14 protein-coding genes are annotated in these 14,900 nt (G+C 69.9%); 5 read left to right on the forward strand and 9 right to left on the reverse strand.

Annotation, left to right across the window (positions count from 1 at the left end; translation table 11 throughout):
* Positions 1 to 43: 43 nt before the first annotated feature.
* The gene (locus J7U37_RS16070) at positions 44 to 1,762 is read right to left on the reverse strand and encodes an L-lactate permease (RefSeq protein ID WP_056181313.1); all 1,719 of its coding nucleotides are present in this window, start codon (positions 1,760 to 1,762) and stop codon (positions 44 to 46) included.
* A 276-nt stretch (positions 1,763 to 2,038) separates the two neighbouring features.
* Between J7U37_RS16070 and J7U37_RS16075 the strand changes: the two genes are divergently transcribed.
* Positions 2,039 to 2,962, forward strand: coding sequence for a manganese catalase family protein (locus J7U37_RS16075; RefSeq protein ID WP_056181259.1), 924 nt, complete (start codon positions 2,039 to 2,041; stop codon positions 2,960 to 2,962).
* 88 nt (positions 2,963 to 3,050) lie between these two features.
* Here J7U37_RS16075 and J7U37_RS16080 read toward each other — a convergent pair whose 3' ends face one another.
* From J7U37_RS16080 to yajC, 5 genes are all read right to left on the reverse strand, one after another.
* Positions 3,051 to 3,932: a phytoene/squalene synthase family protein gene (locus J7U37_RS16080; protein WP_056181256.1), complete on the reverse strand. Its 882-nt coding sequence runs from the start codon at positions 3,930 to 3,932 to the stop codon at positions 3,051 to 3,053.
* A gap of 13 nt (positions 3,933 to 3,945) precedes the next feature.
* Positions 3,946 to 4,335 (reverse strand): MTH938/NDUFAF3 family protein, encoded by a 390-nt coding sequence (locus J7U37_RS16085; RefSeq protein ID WP_056181253.1) that lies wholly within the window; start codon positions 4,333 to 4,335, stop codon positions 3,946 to 3,948.
* Positions 4,336 to 4,344: 9 nt separating this feature from the next.
* The gene (secF, locus tag J7U37_RS16090; RefSeq protein WP_056487175.1) at positions 4,345 to 5,310 is read right to left on the reverse strand and encodes a protein translocase subunit SecF; all 966 of its coding nucleotides are present in this window, start codon (positions 5,308 to 5,310) and stop codon (positions 4,345 to 4,347) included.
* Between the two features lie 327 nt (positions 5,311 to 5,637).
* The gene (gene secD / locus J7U37_RS16095; protein WP_056181249.1) at positions 5,638 to 7,245 is read right to left on the reverse strand and encodes a protein translocase subunit SecD; all 1,608 of its coding nucleotides are present in this window, start codon (positions 7,243 to 7,245) and stop codon (positions 5,638 to 5,640) included.
* 77 nt (positions 7,246 to 7,322) lie between these two features.
* Entirely contained in the window at positions 7,323 to 7,658 is a 336-nt protein-coding gene (gene yajC / locus J7U37_RS16100; RefSeq protein WP_056181245.1) for a preprotein translocase subunit YajC, read from the reverse strand.
* Between the two features lie 255 nt (positions 7,659 to 7,913).
* Here yajC and J7U37_RS16105 point away from each other — a divergent pair, with 255 nt between their 5' ends.
* Positions 7,914 to 8,822, forward strand: a complete 909-nt coding sequence (locus tag J7U37_RS16105; RefSeq protein WP_247636371.1) for an ATP-binding protein — start codon at positions 7,914 to 7,916, stop codon at positions 8,820 to 8,822.
* Between the two features lie 477 nt (positions 8,823 to 9,299).
* On the opposite strand, the gene J7U37_RS16110 is transcribed toward J7U37_RS16105, so the two are convergent.
* Entirely contained in the window at positions 9,300 to 9,713 is a 414-nt protein-coding gene (locus J7U37_RS16110) for a DUF3597 domain-containing protein (RefSeq protein ID WP_055949101.1), read from the reverse strand.
* A 364-nt stretch (positions 9,714 to 10,077) separates the two neighbouring features.
* Between J7U37_RS16110 and J7U37_RS16115 the strand changes: the two genes are divergently transcribed.
* The gene (locus tag J7U37_RS16115) at positions 10,078 to 11,127 is read left to right on the forward strand and encodes an ABC transporter substrate-binding protein (protein ID WP_247636372.1); all 1,050 of its coding nucleotides are present in this window, start codon (positions 10,078 to 10,080) and stop codon (positions 11,125 to 11,127) included.
* Positions 11,128 to 11,136: 9 nt separating this feature from the next.
* Here J7U37_RS16115 and J7U37_RS16120 read toward each other — a convergent pair whose 3' ends face one another.
* Positions 11,137 to 11,526, reverse strand: coding sequence for a tautomerase family protein (locus tag J7U37_RS16120; RefSeq protein WP_247636373.1), 390 nt, complete (start codon positions 11,524 to 11,526; stop codon positions 11,137 to 11,139).
* A gap of 116 nt (positions 11,527 to 11,642) precedes the next feature.
* On the opposite strand from J7U37_RS16120, the gene J7U37_RS16125 reads away from it, so the two are divergent.
* Entirely contained in the window at positions 11,643 to 12,557 is a 915-nt protein-coding gene (locus J7U37_RS16125) for a LysR substrate-binding domain-containing protein (protein WP_247636374.1), read from the forward strand.
* A gap of 36 nt (positions 12,558 to 12,593) precedes the next feature.
* On the opposite strand, the gene J7U37_RS16130 is transcribed toward J7U37_RS16125, so the two are convergent.
* The gene (locus J7U37_RS16130; RefSeq protein ID WP_247636375.1) at positions 12,594 to 14,165 is read right to left on the reverse strand and encodes an ATP-binding protein; all 1,572 of its coding nucleotides are present in this window, start codon (positions 14,163 to 14,165) and stop codon (positions 12,594 to 12,596) included.
* 481 nt (positions 14,166 to 14,646) lie between these two features.
* On the opposite strand from J7U37_RS16130, the gene J7U37_RS16135 reads away from it, so the two are divergent.
* The gene (locus tag J7U37_RS16135; RefSeq protein WP_056181226.1) at positions 14,647 to 14,853 is read left to right on the forward strand and encodes a hypothetical protein; all 207 of its coding nucleotides are present in this window, start codon (positions 14,647 to 14,649) and stop codon (positions 14,851 to 14,853) included.
* Positions 14,854 to 14,900: the final 47 nt, after the last annotated feature.

Here is a 14,900-nt window from a genome sequence, read left to right on the forward strand (position 1 = left end):
TTCCGGGGCGGGCTCTGTCGTCAGGGTGTCGGGCGGGTGACGCCTAGGGGTGGATCACCATCGCGCTGAAGGGATGCACGTAGGCCTGCAGCATCACCAGGCAGCCGACGAGGCAGGCCAGCACGATCGAGTGCCAGAACACGAAGCGCAGGATCTTGCCCTCCTGGCCGAAATAGCCGGTGGCGGTGGAGGCGACGACGATCGACTGGGCGTCGATCATCTTGCCCATCACGCCGCCCGACGAGTTCGCCGAGGCCATGAGGATGCCCGACAGGCCGAGCTGCTCCGAGGTGATCTTCTGCAGGCCGCCGAAGAGCACGTTCGAGGCCGTGTCCGAACCGGTCAGGGCGACGCCGAGCCAGCCGAGCAGCGTGCCGAAGAACGGGTAGAGGATGCCGGTGCCCGCGAAGGCGAGACCCAGGGTGGCGTCGACGCCGGCGTAGCGGGTGAGCACGCCGAGGGCCAGCATCGCCGCGATGGTGATGAGCGAGTAGCGCAGGACCCAGATCGTCTCGAGGTAGGCCGTCACCAGGCGCCAGGGCGAGAAGCGCATGATCAGGCCGGAGATGATCGCGGCGAAGAGCACGCCGGTGCCGGTGTAGGACATGTAGGTGAAGGAGAAGACGGCCGCTTCCGGGTGCGCCTTGGCCACCACCGGCGGCACCTTCATGATGACGTTGTGCAGGCCCGGGACCTCGTACTTCCAGGTGAAGAGCGGGTTGACGATGCCCTTGAACCAGCCGGTGCCCCAGATCGCCACGATCACCGAGAGGATGATCCACGGAACCCAGGCCATCATGATCTCGCGGGAGGTCGCGGTGCGGCCGCCCAGATCGACCTTCGGCAGGTCGCCGGGCACGGCGGCGCCGAGGGAGACCGGACGGCCCCCGTTGACGTAGCCGATCGACGGGTCGTTGCCGCGCAGCGCCGGGGAGGTCCAGATCTCCTTCGGCTGCCAGACCTTGAGGAAGGCCACCAGGGCGGCCATCGAGATGAGGGAGGCGCCGATGTCGACGATCCAGGGGTTCACGTAGTTCGAGATCAGGAACTGGGCCGCCGCGAACGAACCGCCGCAGACCAGGATCGGCGGCCAGATCTTGATCATGCCGCGGAAGCCCGCGAACACCCAGATCAGCCAGAACGGCACGATGATCGAGAAGAACGGCAGCTGCCGGCCGATCATGGCGCCGAGGATGTAGGGATCGTAGCCCGTCACCGAGGCGAGGCCCTGGATGGGCGCGCCGAGGGCGCCGTAGGCCACCGGCGCCGTGTTGGCGATGAGCGAGAGGCCCGACGCCGCCAGCGGCGAGAAGCCGAGGCCGATCAGGATCGCGCCCGTCACCGCCACCGGGGTGCCGAAGCCGCCCGCGCCCTCGAAGAAGGCGCCGAAGGCGAAGGCCACCAGCAGGAGCTGGATGCGCCGGTCCGTGGTGATGCCCGCCACCGATTGCTGCAGGGTCGCGAACCAGCCCTTCTCCACCGTCAGGCGATAGAGGAAGATGACGTTCAGGATGATCCAGCCGATGGGGAACAGGCCGAGCGCCACGCCGTAGGCGGAGGCGCGGGTGGCCAGATCCGCCGGCATGCCGAACAGGAAGACGGCGACACAGAAGGCCAGCACGAGGGAGAGCACGGCGGCGATATGTGCCTGCACCTTGCCGCTCGCGATCATGCCGAGGAGGGCGATGACCGGCAGCGAGGCCGCCAGGGTCGAGAGCCAGGGACTTCCGAACGGATCGTAGACCTGATTCCAGGTGGTCACTGTGTTCACGGGCGCCGTACTCCTCCAGGGCAGCCCGATCTCCCGCCGGGCCTTGCTTCGTTGCTAGCAGAGCAGTTCGGCGGGCTCAACGCGGTTAATCATGTATTCAGAGGGTGTTGCATGCGGATATCAGCGCGCGGCGCGACGGGGCTGACAAATGTTGCCCCGATTTAGGACACCGAGCCGCACATCATCGTGGTGCCCGAGGGGAACATGCCCCTCCGACGACCCGTTCCCGGTCGAGACCCCGAGCGACCGGAACCGGAGATTTAATCTATGTTTATGCGCGTCGACAAGCTACAGGCCGAGCTTCCCGCCCCGAAGCGGAAAGATCCCAACGCGGCTGCGGCCCTACAGGAACTCCTCGGCGGCAAGTATGGTGAGATGTCGACTCTGGGAAATTACATGTTCCAGAGTTTCAATTTCCGCAGCAAATCCAAGCTACGCCCGTTTTATAGCTTGGTTGCCGCCATCACGGCCGAAGAACTCGGCCACGTGGAGCTCGTCAGCAACGGCGTGGCGATGCTCAACAACGGCCCCGACAACGACGGCGACGCCAAGGACGGCGGCGACATCTCGAAGGCGCCCTTCGAAGACATGAAGGATATCCGGCTCGCGGCCGCCTTCCTGTCGAACGGCGGCGGCGTGACCCCGGTCAACAGCAACGGCGCCTCCTGGAACAACGACTTCATCACCACCACGGGCAACGTCGTGGTCGACCTGCTGCACAACTTCCATCTCGAATGCGGCGCCCGCCTGCACAAGCTGCGGGTCTACGAGACCCTGAAGGACCCGACGGGCCGCGAAGTGTGCGGCTACCTTCTGGTGCGCGGCTCGGTCCACGCCCATGCCTACGCCCTGGCGCTGAAGAAGATCACCGGCGTCGAGATCGAGAAGTTCCTGCCGACCCCGAACATCAACCTCGACAAGATCCCCGAGTGCCAGAAGTACCTGCAGGAGGGGTCGCATCGCCGGCTCTACACCTTCAGCCCCGGCGACTACACCGAGATGGCCGGCATCTGGGGCAATGGCGAGATGGCGCTCCCGGGTGATCCGCCGGGCGAGCTCAGCGTCGTCGAGGGCATGCCCGAAGGCGGCAAGATCCACCAGCTCACCGGCGTCCCCTCAGCCTTCACCCCGGACTACGCGCCCGAGGAGATGTTCGAGATCGCCGAGAAGCTGACGAAGAAGGCCCGCTGACGCGGACCTTTCTTCGAAGCCATCCTGGGGCGGTCCCTTCGGGGGCCGCCCTTTGTCATGCGCCGGCCGGACAGGAGCCGGCCGGGGCTCAGCCGCGCCGGGAGGCGCGCCAGAGCGCCCACAGGCGGCGCCAGCGCGGGATCTCGATCACGGTGTTGAGGGGATCGTAGCCCGGCCGCTCCATGGCGGCGAGATAGGGCTCGACCAGGGCCACCGGCAGGAAGGCGGGACGCGCCGCCGGCGCGATGGTGGCGCGGGCCGCCTCGTAGGCCTTGAGATGGCTGCGCGCCAGGGCCCGCAGGTCGGCGGCGGCGCGCAGGAGCCCGGGGCCGCCGCGTCCGGTGACGATGTCCTCGCGGGTGACGCCGTAGGTCTTGAGGATGTCGGCCGGCAGGTAGACCTGGCCGGAGCGGGCGTGCCACGGCAGGGCCCGCAGCAGGCCGGTGACCCCGTAGGCCACGCCGGCATGACCGGCGGCGGCGGCCCCGCCGGGCTCGACCCCGTCGCACAGGACGAGGGCGCCGAGCCGGATCAGGGATGAGACGGTCTCGCCGCAATAGCCCTCGAGATCGTTCACCCGGGGCATCGGGTCCTCGTAGAGGTCGAAGACCCGGGCATCGATCAGATCGACGAAGGGCTGGCGCCCGAGCTTGCGCCGCACGATCGCATCGTCGAGGGCCGCGGCGACCGGGTTGGCCTTCACGTCGCCACGCGCCTCGCCCTGGAGGGCATCGCGCCACCATTGCAGGCGGATCTCGCCGGCCATCGGGTTGGAGGCGGCCTCGCGGACCCGCGCGACGGTGAGGCTGAAGGCGATGAGGGCGAAGAGATGGGGCCGGGCGCTCGCCGGCGCGAAGAGGGTGGCGAAGTAGCGGTCGGGGTCGCCCTCCCGCACCAGGGCCTCGCAATGCTGGAACGCGAAGGCGAGGTTGCCCTCCGCCGTGGCGGCGCGGGTGTCGGACTCGGTCATGTCCCGGCCCCCCTCACGCGACCGCGATCAGGGCGGCGGCGACCTTGCGGTTCTCCGCCATGAGGATGTTGTAGGTGCGCGCCGCCGCGCCGGTCTGCATCACGTCGAGTCCGATGCCACCCTCCTTGAGCCAGCGCCGGAGCGCATCAGGGAAAGGCGCGATGTCGAGCCCGGTTCCGACGAGGAGCAGGTCCACCGCTCCCGCCTCGGCGAGAATCGGCCGCAGGGCATTGCGGTCGATGCCGCGGGGCTCGGTCACGTCCCAGGCCCGAATGCCCGAGGGCGTGACCAGGATCGAGCCGCGATGCGACATCTCGGCGAAGCGGAAGCCGCCATTGCCGTAGGCGTCGATCAGGTGGCGCCCGGGAACGAAGCCGTCGTGCAGGCTGCCGGAGGACGCCATGGCCGCTCCCTACTCCGCCGCCTGGGGCAGGCGCCCGCCGGTGGGGCCGTTCCCGCCGGTCGGACGGGCCTGCGCCTTCACGCCCGAGAGCATCAGGCCGAGATAGATCAGCACCGGCGTCGAGACGAAGATCGCCGAGTAGGTGCAGATCACCACGCCCGCCAGCATCACGATGGCGAAGCCCTTGATCGCCTCGCCGCCGAACAGCACCAGGGCCAGCAGCGACAGGAAGGCCGAGGTCGCGGTCATCACCGTGCGGGACATGGTGGAGTTGATCGAGAGGTTGAGGAGTTCCACCGTCGGAATGGTCTTGTAGCGCCGCATCAGCTCGCGGGTCCGGTCGAACACCACCACGGTCTCGTTGAGCGAGTAGCCCACGATGGTGAGGATCGCGGCGATCGAGGTCATGTTGAACTCGATGCGGGTGATGACGAAGACGCCGAGCGTCAGCACGATGTCGTGCAGCGTGCCCACGATGGCGCCCAGAGCCAGCTCCCGCTCGAAACGGAACCAGAGGTAGAACAGCACGGCCAGCACCGAGAGCACGACGCCGATGGTGCCGGACTGCACGAGCTCGCCCGAGACGCGCGGCCCCACGGTCTCGGTGCGGCGGAACTCGTAATCGGCGTCGAAGGCGGCATGCGCCTTCTGCATCACGGCGGTCTGGCCCTGCTCGCCCGGCTGGAGCGGGAAGCGCACCAGCACCGTGCCCTCGCCGCCGAGTTCCTGCACCTCGGTCTCGCCGAAGCCGAAGCCGTTCGCCGTATGGCGGACGGTGCCGACATCGGCCGTCTTCGACTTCGCCTGCAGCTCCACCAGGGTGCCGCCCTTGAAGTCGATGCCGAAATTCAGCCCCACCGTCAGGAACAGCACCACCGTCGCCACCGACATGAAGGCCGAGAGCGGGAAGGTGAAGCGCCGGAAGCGCATGAAGTCGACGTGCGACTCGTCGGGCCAGAGGCGGAGCAGGCGCATGATCGGTCTTTCGGCGATGAGGTCGAACGGAGGCCCGATGATCGCACACGCTGCCCCGGGCTCGGCGTCATTCCGGGGCGCCGAAGGCGAACCCGGAATCCAGAACCACGGATGGCGCCGGTCCTGCCGCGTCGGTGCGTCTGGATCCCGGACTCCGCTTCGCGGCTCCAGGATGACGCGGTGACGTGACGACCGTGCGGATCACGCGAAAACCGGATCGACCTCCCTTTGCAAGCAGTGAACGGACGGACAGCGAAGTTCAGAACGGCCAGACTTTTAGAACGGCAGAGCCTTTGGAACGGCAGGGCGTCTAGAACGAAAGAACCTCTAGAACGGAAGGGCTTTGGGCCGGGCCATGTTGTACCACAGGGCGATCATCATGCGGGTCAGGGTCACGGCGGTGATGACCGTGGTGAGGATGCCGAGGATGAACACCACGGCGAAGCCCTTCACCGGGCCGGAGCCGAGGAAGAACAGGATCAGGGCGGCGATCGCCATGGTCGAGTTCGAATCGATGATGGTGGCGAAGGCCTTGTCGAAGCCGGCCTGGAGCGCCGACACGATGGAGCGCCCGGCCCGCACCTCCTCGCGCACGCGCTCGTAGATCAGCACGTTGGAATCCACCGCCGTGCCGATGGTGAGCACGATGCCGGCGATGCCCGGCAGGGTCATGGTCGCCTCCAGCACCGACATCAGGCCGAGGATGAGGCCCACATGGACGATGAGGGCGATGTTGGCGAAGAAGCCGAACACCCCGTAGGTGGCGAACATGAAGACGACCACGAGGGCGCCCGCCACCAGGGTCGCCAGCTTGCCGGCCTGGATCGAGTCGCGGCCGAGGCCGGGGCCGACCACGCGGCGCTCGACCACGGTGAACTTGGCCGGCAGGGCGCCGGCCCGCAGCAGCACCGACAGGTCGTTGGCCTGCTGCACCGTGAAGTTTCCGGTGATCTGGCCGGAGCCGCCGGTGATCGGCGTGTTGATGCGGGGGGCCGAGACCACCTCGTTGTCGAGCACGATCGCCATGCGGCGGCCGACATTCTCGGAGGTCGCCTGGCCGAAGCGCTGGGCGCCTTTCAGGTTGAACTTGAAGCTGACCATCGGCTCCTGGGTCTGATGGTCGAAGGCCGGCTGCGCGTCGATGAGGTCGCCGCCATCGGCCATGATCCGGCGCTCGACCGGGACCCGGGCCCCCTTCTCGTCGCGGGATGGCAGCAGATCGACGTCACCCGAGGGCGAATCGGCCAGCATGCGGAATTCGAGCTTGGCGGTGGAGCCGAGGAGCTTCTCCAGGCGCTCCGGGTTCTGCTCGCCCGGCACCTGGATCAGGATGCGGTCGGCCCCCTGCTGCTGGATCGACGGCTCGGTGGTGCCGGTGGAATCGAGGCGGCGGCGGATGACCTCGATGCCCTGGCTCACGGCGCGGCGGGTGCGCTCGGTGATGCCGGCCTCGGTGAGGGTCATGCGGATCAGGCCATCGGGCTGCTCGGCGATGTCGAGGGTGCGCCCGGCGCCCTGGCCCACGAGGGGGTTGGCGATCGGCTGGGCGAGTTCGCGCAGCTTGGGCAGCAGCTTGGCGCGGGCGGCCGCGTCGGTGACGCGAACCTGGACGCCGCGCGGCAGGAGCTGGATGCCGCCCTCGGCCCGCACGCTCTCCTGCTGGAGGATGCGGCGGACATCGTCGCGCAGGGCCTTGGCCTGCGAGGCGACGAGTTCGTTCTGGTCGACCTCCAGCAGCAGCTGCGAGCCGCCCTGGAGGTCGAGGCCCAGCACGATGGCGCGCTGGGGCACGATCCAGCTCGGGAACCAGCCCGGCAGCGAGGCCATGAAGCCCTTGCGCTGCTCGGGCGAGAAGAAGCTCGGCACGGCGAGGCTGAGGCCGATCAGGATGACGGCCAGCGTCGTGACGATCTTGGTTCTCGAGAAGCGCAGCATCCGCCGGTACCGTCCTGTGTCCGTGGGTTCAGTGGCGATGCGGGCCGAGGGCGGCGCGCATCGCGGGTCTTGAGCCGTCAGGCGGCCTTGACCGGCGCGCCCTTGACGCGGACTTCGGAGATCATCGCGCGCACGACCTTGACGCGGACGTTGGGGGCGATCTCGACCTCGATCTCCGAGGCCTCGTCGGCGACCTTGGTGACGCGGCCGACGATGCCGCCGGTGGTCACAACGGTGTCGTCGCGGCGCACGTTCTTAACCATGTTCTGATGCTCCTTCACGCGGCGCTGCTGCGGGCGGAGGATCAGGAAGTACATGATGACGAAGATGAGGACGAACGGCACCACCTGCAAGGCGATGTCCGCTCCGCCAGCGGCCGAAACGGCCCCTTGCGCGAAGGCGGGGGTGATCAAGCGGGTGACTCCTCAAGGATAGGGCCGGGTCCGCCAGACCCTCGTCGAGGGGGCGTCCGGGCTTGTCAAAAAGCGCGCGGACTATAGCCAGGGACTAAGTGAAAGCAACGCCGCCCGGGTGAGGCGAATGGGTCGAGCCCCCGAAAGGGGCCGTCCGCCGCGCGATTTATCGGGTTCATGCCGATGGCCCGGCGCCGTAAAGGACCGGATCTTCCGCGATCTCCGCCCGCTTCCAGCCCGTTCGAGGAGCCCCCCATGACCGCCACACCTCCCGCCGCCACGCCTCCCGCCGATGCCGCGACCCTCGCCGCGGTCCTGCCCGTCCTCGAGCGGATCGCCGCCGCTCTGGAGCGCGCCGCCCCCGTTCCCCCTGCCCCCGTCGACCTGACGGCGGCGGATGCCTTCCTGTGGGGGCCCGAGCGCCGGCTGATCCCGGTGCCGCGGGTCAACCGGGTGGCGATCGGACTCCTGACCGGCATCGACCGGGCCCGCGACACCCTGGTGGAGAACACGAGGCTGTTCGCCGCCGGCCTGCCGGCCAACAACGCGCTGCTGTGGGGGGCGCGCGGCATGGGCAAGTCGTCGCTGGTCAAGGCGGCGCATGCGGCCATCAACGCGGCCCGCGCCGACGGCGCCCTGCCCCTGAAGCTCGTCGAGATCCACCGCGAGGACATCGAGGCGCTGCCCGACCTGATGGCGACGCTCCGGGCCGACGCCCATCGCTGGATCGTCTTCTGCGACGACCTCTCCTTCGACGGCGACGACACCTCGTACAAGTCCCTGAAGACGGCGCTGGACGGCGGTATCGAGGGACGCCCCGAGAACGTGCTGTTCTACGCCACTTCGAACCGGCGCCACCTGCTGGCCCGGGACATGGTGGAGAACGAGCGCTCCACGGCGATCAACCCCGGCGAGGCGGTGGAGGAGAAGGTCTCGCTGTCCGACCGCTTCGGCCTCTGGCTCGGCTTCCACAAGTGCAGCCAGGACGAGTACCTGGCGATGATCCGCGCCTACGTGGCGCGCCACGGCCTCAAGGCCGAGCCCGACCGGGTGCGGGCCGAGGCCCTCGAATGGGCCACCACCCGCGGCTCGCGCTCGGGCCGCACCGCGTTCCAGTTCATCCAGGATCTCGCCGGGCGCCTGGGGCAGCGGCTGGAGGGGTGAGGCCCAGTCTCATCGTCACGCTCGCGCTGCGCCCGCTCAGAGACCGGATCATCGCGCCGCGCGGCCGCAAGTCAGGGCGATTGCAGAGGCTGATCGGCTCATCGGAAACCCACGCGTAGCACCGCGTCATCCCGGGGCCGCGCAGCGGAGTCCGGGATCCAGAAACACTGGTTTTGCAAGGTCTTGCACTGTCGGCGGCTCTGGCTTGCACGCCGCTGGCGCGCGCCTTCAGCTCCGGACTCACCTGCGGCGCTCCAGAATGCCGGCGCGCCACTGGGCGCAGGCTCCGTCCGGTCTGCCGCGGATCGCAGATCGAACCTCCGACCGAGCCACACCGTCTTTATCAAGCCGCGTCCATCACGCAGCCATCCGTCCCGTCACGGCACGCGGTGACACAAAAAAGGGGCAGGGAACGCTGTCCCCTGCCCCCTGGGGCGCGGCCCCCATTTCAGGCCGCGCCGAACGTCGGATAACCAATCAATCCTTGAGGTCGGCCGGCACCTTGCCGCCGTTCTCTTCCAGCTTCTTGATGACCTGCTTGTGCAGCCAGACGTTCATCGTGGCCGAGTCTTCCTTGTCGCCGGTGTAGTGCAGCTCGTCGGCGAGCTGCTTGCGGGCGGTGAGGCTCGAATCGAGGTCGAGGAGCTTCATCAGGTCGACGATCGAGGTGCGCCAGTTCAGGCTCTGCGAATTCTTCGCCGCCATGCCGTTGAGCACCTGCTCGACGTCGACGGGGCCGCCGGCCGGGGCGCCGGTGCTGGTCGGGGTCGAGGCGGGGGCATCCGAGCCGCCGGCGGAGGGCTGCGCGTTCGCTTCCGACGGCTTGGCCTGGGCATCTCCGCCGCCGAAGGGATGGAGGATCTTGCTGACGATGCTGCCGAGGAGGCTCATAACAGGTGTTCCCTCAATCTCACGTCGGCGGCCGGTGCCGCGACGGGGTGACAACGGGGTGAGTCCGGACGCGTTCCCGTAACGGCACAGATCACCGGGCGACGCGGGCGAATCCCAGGGGCTGCCGACCTTGCCGGGCAGCCCGCTTCCCTTCGATGGTGGGAGATTCATCTTCTCTCCCGGGTATTCCACGGAGATGAAAACGCTAAACATCCGGGCTGGAACGTCGAGACCGGAGCGGATTCTTGCGCTGCGGCCCCGTGCATGCCACTGCGCGGCATCCTCCTTGCCGGCCCCACGCCGCCGCACGCCGTCCCGCCGCGTGCGCGCCCGGGTTCGGCCCGTCCCCGACCGGAACCCCCCGATGCGCCCCACCCGCCGTACCGTGACCCTCGCCGCGACTTTTGCCGCGTCCCTCGCCGCCGGAGCGGGCCTGCTCGCCGCCGGCCCGGCGGCGGCGCAGACCGCCACGCCCGTGCCGGTCCGCATCGGCGTCATCCCGGTGATCGGCGCGGCGCCGGTCTTCGTGGCCAACGGCGAGGGCTGGCTCAAGGAGGCGGGCCTCGCCCCCACCTTCACCACCTTCGAATCCGGCCCGAACATGATCCAGGCCCTGGCCTCCGGCACCATCGACGTCTACGTCGCCGGCGTGGCGCCGCTGGCCGTCGCCCGCACCAAGGGCATCGACGTGCGGGTGGTGGCCGCCACCGCCATCGAGGAGATGGTGTTCGTGGCCGGCCCGAAGCTCGCCCCCTACTTCGCGAATGGCGCCGACAAGGCCGAGGCCTTCGCGCAGTTCCGGGCCAAGGAGGGCAAACCCGCCCGCCTCGCCACGCAGCCGCCGGGCTCGGTGCCCAACACCACCCTGCAGCACTGGCTCTGGCAGGTGGCGAAGGCCGACAAGGCCAATGCCGAGGTGGTGCCGATGGGCATCGACGCGACCCAGCAGGCCATGCTGGCCGGGGCCGTCGACGGCGCCTCGATCCGCGAGCCGGCGCTGACCATCGTGCAGATGCGCAACCCCGCCATCAAGCTGATCGCCACCGGCGGCGAGATGTTCCCGGACCAGCCGGGCACGGTGGTGGGCGTGTTCGGCGCCTTCGCCGACAAGAACCCGGCCGCGGTGGAGGGCCTGGTGAAGGCCGTGATGCGCGCCACCGAACTCCTGACGCGCGATCCGGCCCGCGCGGCCAAGCCGGTGGAAGCGGCGCTCGGCAAGGGCATCACCGACATCGCTACCATCACCAAGGCGCTGACCTCGCCGGCCGCGAAGTTCACCGCCGACCCGCGCCAGATCATCGCCGCGACCAAGGCGATGCAGGCCTACCAGGTCTCGATCGGCACCCTCGACAAGGACGTGCCCCTCGAGGGCCTGTTCGAGCCGAAATACTACGAGGCCGCCACAAAGCGCTGACGCATCCCGTCAGCCCCGGTCCCGGGCGCGCTGCGCCTGGGTGAGCCCGCCATAGCCCCAGGCTTCCGCCGGCACCGCGTCGACCACCACGTAGGTGGCGAGGGGCAGGCCCGCCCCGAGAGTCCCGGCGAGCAGCCGATGCGCCGCCGCGATGAAATCCGCGATCGGCGCCGGGCCGTTGCTGCCGGCCGTGATCGTGGCCACGAGATGGGCCGCGACGGCCACGGGCACGGCCCCGACGCTCCAGGCGCCCGGCGCCGTGCCCTCCACCACGACCGCCGTGAGGTCGGCGCGCTTGCCCAGAACCTCGGCCATCAGGGTCGTGACGCCGGCTTGGAGCGCGGCCACGGCCTCGTCGCGTGGAGGTGGGCCGGCCAGGGTGATGCGGACGAACGGCATGGAAGTCTCCCGGGGCTGTCGCTGCACGGCGGGTCCGTGTTGACGCCCGCAGGCTTAGGCGCGCAGAACACGCGCGAAAATCGCGAAGATCCGAACGGATCGTTTGGGAAACCCGAATGGTCGCGCCGACCGCCCTCGACCTCGATGCCCTGCGCAGCTTCGTCACCGGGATCGATCTCGGCAGCTTCGCCAAGGCCGCCGACCGCCTCGCCCGCTCGCCCTCGGCGGTCAGCCTGCAGCTCCGCAAGCTGGAGACTCAGGTCGGCCGGCCGCTGACCCGGAAATCCGGCCGGGGCCTCGCCCTGACCGAGGCCGGCGAAGCCCTCCTGGGTCCGGCCCGGCATCTCCTCGCCCTCAACGACGAGACCCTGGCCCGGCTGCGCGAACCGGCGCTGGCCGGCAGCGTCCGCCTCGGCCTGCCGCAGGATTTCGCCGAGACCTGGCTGCCGGACCTCCTCGGTCCGTTCGCGCGCCAGCATCCTGCGGTGCGGGTCGACGTGCTGGTGGACGGCAACACCGCCCTGCTGGCGGGATTCCAGGCCGGGCGTCTCGACCTTCTGCTGGCCTGGGACGCCGTCGCCGCGGATTCCGGGGCTTCGACGGCGGCGCTCTGGCCGGGTCCGGCCCCCCTCGCCCGGCGCGATCTGCCGATGGCCTGGATCGGCCCGCGCGACGGCTTCGTGCGCGATCCCGGCACGCCCCTGCCCCTGGTCGCCTTCGCGGCGCCGTGCCTGTTTCGCCAGGCGGGTCTGCGGGCCCTCGACGGGGCCGCGATCCCGTGGCGGGTCGCCTTCACCTCGCCGAGCCTGAGCGGCCTCTGGGCCGCGGTGGGGGCCGGTCTCGGCATCGCCCTGCGGGTGCCGCACGGCCTGCCGCCGGGATTGCGGGCCCTGGAACCGGACGCGGCGAACCTGCCGGCGCTGCCCCGGATCGGTCTCGCCCTGCGGGTCTCGACCGCGCGCCGCTCCCCGGCGCTGGACCGCTTGGCAGAGCTGCTGCGCGCCGCGATGGTTCCAAACCTGTTCGGCTAAGCGTCTGTTCGGCCGAGAGGCTGGTCGCCCGAGGGCCTATTCGGCGGCGAACAGGCCCGGCAGGCCGGATTCCTCGGCCGGCGGCGATGCGGCCGGGGCGCCGAATTTGGTCTCGACCGGGGCCTTCGGGTCGCCCGGCGCGGTCTCGCAGGCCAGGGCCGGCAGGGCGACGATGCGGTTGCCGCGGTAATCCATGCGGCACACGATGGTGCCGCGGGTCTCCACATAGGCGAGCAGGCGCCGGGCCCGGCCGGGCGAACGGCTGCCGATCGCCCGGGCCAGGGCCTCGTCGCCGGGGCAGGGCTCGCCGGCCAGCGCCGCGCGGGCCAGCAACAGGAACAGGCCCTGGACCTCGTCCGGCAGGGCGGCCGCGGCGGCCTGCGCCTCCTCCCAGCGCGCGTCCACCGCGCCCGGGGCGTCGTCGTCCGCATCGAACCCAGCGCGGGCGACGCCGAGGCGGCGGCGGAAGGCGGCCAGGCTCATGGCCTCGCCGTCGAGGCCGCGCATACGGCAGCGCACGAGGAAATCCTGGTAGATGACCGCCACCGGCTGGCCGCCGGCATCCGGGTCGGCGGCGATGCCGCGCAGGACCGCGTCGAGCCCGGCGCGGATCTCCTCCTCGCTCATCGGCGCGGGCGCCTCTACCGGCTCCGGGCGGTAGGCGCTGAGTTCGCGCATCAGGTCGGCCGGCGTGGCGCGGGGGGTCGGCGGCGTGCGCGGGGCCGGCGCCCAGCCCTGCGCCGGCTCGTCGGGCGAACGGGTGAGGATCAGGGCGCGCAGGTCCGCATCGGCCGGGGCGGGCAGCGGCACCAGCTTGGGCGAGCCGGAGCGCGCCGAGGTCGTCACCGGACCGATGCGTAGCGCCAGGGGCCGCCGGCTCAGGGCCGGCCCCAGAGCCACGAACTCGCCGCGGGACAGATCGCGAAACCGCTCGGCGCCGCGCCGGTCGAGGCCGAGGAGGTCGGCGGCGCGGGCCATGTCGATGTCGAGGAAGGTGCGGCCCATCAGGAAGTTGGTGGCCTCGGCCGCCACGTTCTTGGCGAGCTTGGCGAGGCGCTGGGTCGCGATGATGCCGGCCAAGCCCCGCTTGCGGCCCCGGCACATCAGGTTGGTCATGGCGCCGAGCGACGCCTTGCGGGCCTCGTCCGAGACGTCGCCGGCCGCGGCGGGCGCGAAGATCTGGGCTTCGTCGACCACGATCAGGGCGGGGTGCCAGTGGGTGCGCTCGGCCTCGAACAACCCGCCCAGGAAGGCGGCCGCCGCGCGCATCTGCGCCTCCATGTCGAGGCTCTCGAGGGTGAGCACCACCGAGACCCGGTGCGCCCGCACCCGCGCGGCGATGGCCTGGAGGTCGGCCTCCCCGTGGGCGCCGTCCACCACCACGTGGCCGTAGGCCTCCGCCAGGGTGACGAAGTCGCCCTCGGGATCGATCACCACCTGCTGCACCGCGCCGGCGCTCTGCTCCAGCAGGCGCCGCAGCAGGTGCGACTTGCCCGAGCCGGAATTGCCCTGGACCAGGAGACGCGTCGCCAGGAGTTCCTCGAGGTCGAGGCGCGCGGGCTCTGCCCCCGGCCCCATGCTCAGACCCATCTCGATGCCGACCGTCATGCCTGCTCCGGCTCCCGCGCGGGGGCTGTTCCGCCGCGCCTCCTGGCTCTTGCACGAAGGTCTTAACACGCGGGCCGGCCGGCCGGTCCGTCACGCGAGGCCGGCATCCACAGGCCAGGGGCCGCACCCCGGGCGGGGGCTGAGCCGGCGAATCTTTTCTTGTTCCGTTTTCGTTCCAAAGGCACCGAAAAGGTATTATCTTTAATCCTAGGATATAGAACCTGTGCTCTTTGTCCTAGGTATCTTGACCTATATCACCTGCGCGAGGGCGTCGATGGCATTCCGTATGGAACAAACATGGAACGATCGCCGGCACGGAGACCTGCCGTCACGGAGACCTGCCGGGAGGGAGACCTGCCGGCACGACGATCGACAATCGTCACAAGTTCGGCAGGCTTGAGGAAGAGTCGCAGGCCTTCAAAGCCACCCGCGGCAAAGGCAGCCCTTGCCGCTCCGCCGGCCTGTTCCAGTTAATCCCGTCATGAACCCAGTCCTCGTCGTCGCCCTCGTCTGCGCCTCCACCGTCCAGGCCCCGGATTGCTCGCGGGAAACGGCGCTCGACATCATCACGGGCCCCGCCCACACGCTGCAGGAATGCCTGATGCAGGGACCCGTGCTCGCCGCCAATGCGGGGCACGGCAACGACCAGGGCACCTACGTGAAGACGCGGTGCGAACCGCGGCGCTGACGCCGTGCGGAAGGGCGGGACACGCCAGGAATACCGGACACGCCAGG

This window comes from Methylobacterium sp. 37f (assembly GCF_023093475.1).
GTDB lineage: Bacteria > Pseudomonadota > Alphaproteobacteria > Rhizobiales > Beijerinckiaceae > Methylobacterium.